Below are 3,898 nucleotides of genomic sequence, written 5' to 3'. Positions count from 1 at the left end.
GGCGCGCGCCGCGTGCGGTGCCACGAGCCCCACGAAGCCGATCGTGCCGGCGGCGGCCACGGCGGTCGCGCTGAGCAGGACGGCGAGGGTCAGGAAGCCGAGGCGGCCGCGCCCTCGTGGGCCGGCAGCACGTCCGGGTGGTCCCGGTCTCGATGCTCCTCGGTGCGCTCCTCGTCTGCACCGCGGACCTGGTGGGCCGCACCGTCATCGCGCCGACCCAGCTCGGCGCCGGCCTCATGACCGCGGTCATCGGCACGCCGTACTTCCTGTACCTGCTCATCCGCAGCCGCCGGTAGGCGGCGCGAAGCCGGCCCGCGCGGGTCGCGTCGGGGCCGGAGGGCGCCCCACGAGCTGGACCGGGCCTGGGGCCCGGTCCAGCGGCATGCGGGGGCTCAGTCGATCTGCAGCTCGCCCATCCGGCTCCAGCCGGTCGCACCCTCGATGGTGGTGCTGACGATGTCGGGAGTACGGGTGATCAGCGGGCGCATGGTCTCCAGGGCGGTGCGGAAGTGCTCGGAGGTCACGTGCGCCTCCGCCGCGTCGTCCTGGAACGCCTCGGTCAGGACGTAGACGTCCGGCTCCTCCAGGCTGCGGGACCACTCGAACCACAGGTTGCCGGGCTCCGCGCGGGTGGCGCGGGTGAACTCCGCTACCTTCTCCGGCCACTGGTCGACGTATGCGGGCTTCACGGGGAATTTCACCACAATAAAGATCATTCGAGCATTGTAGGCACAGGGGGCGCTTGCGCCGGCGCGGTGGGGCGGGGTGCCGGGCCGCCCGCAACTCCGCGGCGGCGGTGTTTCAGGAGTGTGTTCGCGAATGCACCGGCAAGTGACGTGAATGTGTGGGTGATTCGAAGAGTGTGGTCATTCCGAGGGGCCCGCGCGGAGGTCTCTTTAAGAAAGCTTGTTGAAGAACGCTGACGGGCGGGGCGGCCTTGAATCAACTCCGGTAATCGGTCAGGGTTTCGAGCTGTACCCCGGAGATCTTTCGGCTCCCGAGGGGACATGCAACACGCCTTGACGCCCCACACGTCAACACGAGGAGCACTCTCTTCATGTCAACTCACAAGCACGCACGCACCCGTTCGCGCAGCTTCCAGGTCCTTGCAGTGGCCACGGGAGTCGCCACTGCAACCGGTGTCTGCATGCTGCTGCCCTCCCTCGCCGGCGCCAGCACGCCGGCCGAGGGAACGGTGTACGGGCTCGGCGCACCCGGTGCGCTCAGCGGCAGCTACATCGTCATCCTCGACAAGGACGCCGACCGGCAGGCGCTCGTCAAGAAGTACGGCGGGGAGCTGAAGCGCACCTACACGTCAGCGGTCAACGGCTTCTCCGCGTCCGGGCTTTCGGAGACCAGCGCCAAGCGCCTCGCCGCCGACCCGGCCGTGGGCAAGGTCGTCCAGAACAAGAAGTTCACCATCAGCACCACCCAGGCCAACCCCCCGTCGTGGGGCCTCGACCGCATCGACCAGACGGCGACCGCGGGGGACGAGAAGTACACGTACCCCGACGCGGGCGGCGAGGGCGTCACGGCGTACGTCATCGACACCGGCGTACGGATCAGCCACAAGGACTTCGGCGGCCGGGCCGCCCACGGCTTCGACGCCGTGGACAACGACCAGACCGCCGACGACGGCAACGGGCACGGCACGCACGTCGCCGGGACCATCGCGGGCACCTCCCACGGGGTGGCCAAGAAGGCCAAGGTCGTCGCCGTCCGGGTGCTCGACGACAACGGCTCGGGCACCACCGAGCAGGTCGTCGCCGGCATCGACTGGGTGACGCAGCATCACAGCGGGCCCTCGGTGGCCAACATGAGCCTCGGCGGCGGCGCCGACGAGGCGCTCGACGAGGCCGTGCGCCGTTCCATAGCCGCCGGGGTCACCTTCGGCGTCGCGGCGGGCAACGAGTCCTCCGACGCCGGCCAGGGCTCGCCCTCGCGGGTCCCCGAAGCCATCACCGTGGCCTCCAGCGCGGCCGACGACTCGCAGTCCTCGTTCTCCAACTTCGGCAGCGTCGTGGACCTCTACGCACCGGGCTCGGACATCACCTCCGCCTGGAACGACAGCGACACCGGCACGAAGACCATCTCCGGCACCTCCATGGCGACCCCGCACGTGGTCGGCGCCGCGGCCCTCTACCTCGCCGGGCACAAGGACGCGTCGCCCACGCAGGTCGCCCAGGCCCTGACCACGGGGGCGACCCCGGGGAAGATCACCAACCCGAGCAGCGGGACCCCGAACAAGCTGCTGAAGGTGGCCGCGCAGTAGGCGCAGCCGCCCGGAACACGCCGGGGCCGCCGCACCAGAGGGGGGTGTGGCGGCCTCGGCGTCGTGCGGGTCAGCGCACCCAGGGCTCCCAGACCTGCCGGTTGCGCTCCGCCCACTTCTTCGCCGCCTGCTCCGGCGGCAGCTTCTCCTCGGCGATCATCAGCGCCACCTCGTTCTGCTCCTCGACGTCCCAGCGGAACCGCTTCAGGAACTCGGCGGCCTTCCCGCCCGTCTGCGCGAACTGCGTGTTCAGGTACTTCTGCAGCGGGGTGTGGGGGTAGGCGCAGGCCACCTGCTCCGGCTCCGCGTCGCAGCCCTCCTGGTACTCGGGCAGCTTCACCTCCGTCATGGGCACCCGCTCGAACAGCCACTGCGGCTTGTACCAGTAGGTGAGGAACGGCTTGCGCTCCTTCGCGAACTGCCTGATCTGGGTGATCTGGGCGGCCTCGGAGCCGGCGAACACGACCTCGAAGTCCAGGTCCAGGTTCTTCACCAGCGCCTTGTCGTTCGTGACGTACGACGGGGAGCCGTCCAGCAGCTGGCCCTTGCCGCCGCTCTCGGCCGTGCGCAGCAGGTCGGCGTACTTGTCGAGGTTCTTCCAGTCGGTGACGTCCGGATGGGCCTCGGCGAAGTACGTCGGCACGAACCAGCCGATGTGGCCGGTCACACCGAGCTCGCCGCCCGCGGTGATGGTCTTCTTGTCCTGGACGTACCGCTTCTCCTGCTCGGGATGGCCCCAGTCCTCCAGGATCGCGTCGACCCGGCCCTGGCTGAGCGCGTCCCACGCGGGGACCTCGTCCACCTGCACGGTGTCGACCCGGTAGCCCAGCTCGTGCTCGAGCAGGTAGGCGGCGACGGCGGTGTTCGCCTGGGCGCCGACCCAGGACTGCACGGAGAGGGTGACGGTCTTCGCCCCCTCCGCGGCCGCGTACGGGGAGGTCTGGCGGGTCATGTCGGCCGCGCCGCACCCGGTGAGCACGGCCAGCGCGGTCACGGCGGCGAACGCGCCGAGGCGGCGACGGCCGCGACGGTTGACGTTCATGTCAGGACTCCTTCGCGGGCTGGGTGATCCGGTCGAGCATCAGACCGAGACAGACGATCGCGGCTCCGGCCACCAGGCCGGTGGCCAGGTCGCCCTGGGCCAGACCGAGTACGACCTGGTATCCGAGCGCCCCGCCGCCGACCAGGCCGCCGATGATGACGACGGCCAGCACCAGCACCACCGCCTGGTTCACGGCCAGCAGCAACGCGGGCCGGGCCAGGGGCAGCTGGACCTGGCGCAGCTGCTGGGAGCCGGTGGCGCCGAGCGAACGGGCCGACTCCAGGGCCGCCGGGCTCACCTCGCGCAGGCCGTCGGCGGTGATCCGTACGACGGCCGGCAGCGCGTAGACGACGGCGGCGGCCGCGGCCGGCGCACGGCCGACGCCGAACAGCGCGACCACCGGGATGAGGTAGACGAACTGCGGCATGGTCTGGCACACGTCGAGCACCGGCCGCAGCAGACGCTGCGCGCGGCCGCTGCGGGCGGCGCCGACGCCGATCGCGAAACCGAGGACCAGTGTGACGGCGACGGCGGCCAGCACCTGCGAGAGGGTGTCGAGGGACGGTTCCCACACGCCGAGCACC

The 3,898-nt window shown here is 70.8% G+C and carries 4 protein-coding genes and 2 pseudogenes; 2 read left to right on the top strand and 4 right to left on the bottom strand.

What is annotated here, in order from left to right; translation table 11 throughout:
• Positions 1–108: pseudogene (locus AB0D66_RS34175) on the bottom strand (iron chelate uptake ABC transporter family permease subunit); the annotation flags it as partial.
• On the opposite strand from AB0D66_RS34175, the pseudogene AB0D66_RS34170 reads away from it, so the two are divergent.
• Positions 108–296: pseudogene (locus AB0D66_RS34170) on the top strand (iron chelate uptake ABC transporter family permease subunit); the annotation flags it as partial. The pseudogenes AB0D66_RS34175 and AB0D66_RS34170 sit on opposite strands and share 1 nt — an antisense overlap.
• A 96-nt stretch (positions 297–392) precedes the next feature.
• Here the strand turns inward: AB0D66_RS34170 and AB0D66_RS34165 are convergent.
• Positions 393–716: a putative quinol monooxygenase gene (locus AB0D66_RS34165; protein WP_362311045.1), complete on the bottom strand. Its 324-nt coding sequence runs from the start codon at positions 714–716 to the stop codon at positions 393–395.
• A gap of 341 nt (positions 717–1,057) precedes the next feature.
• Between AB0D66_RS34165 and AB0D66_RS34160 the strand changes: the two genes are divergently transcribed.
• Complete coding sequence (locus AB0D66_RS34160) at positions 1,058–2,272, top strand: S8 family serine peptidase (RefSeq protein WP_362311044.1); 1,215 nt, start codon at positions 1,058–1,060, stop codon at positions 2,270–2,272.
• Positions 2,273–2,342: 70 nt separating this feature from the next.
• On the opposite strand, the gene AB0D66_RS34155 is transcribed toward AB0D66_RS34160, so the two are convergent.
• Both AB0D66_RS34155 and AB0D66_RS34150 read right to left on the bottom strand, forming a co-directional pair.
• Positions 2,343–3,314 (bottom strand): ABC transporter substrate-binding protein, encoded by a 972-nt coding sequence (locus AB0D66_RS34155; RefSeq protein ID WP_362311043.1) that lies wholly within the window; start codon positions 3,312–3,314, stop codon positions 2,343–2,345.
• Between the two features lies 1 nt (position 3,315).
• The coding region (locus AB0D66_RS34150) for an ABC transporter permease subunit (protein WP_362311042.1) at positions 3,316–3,898 on the bottom strand (583 nt) is incomplete at its 5' end.

The organism is Streptomyces sp. NPDC048270 (assembly GCF_040652335.1).
Taxonomy (GTDB): domain Bacteria; phylum Actinomycetota; class Actinomycetes; order Streptomycetales; family Streptomycetaceae; genus Streptomyces.
Note: the sequence above shows the minus strand (reverse complement) of the source record. Positions and strands in the feature narration are given on the sequence as shown.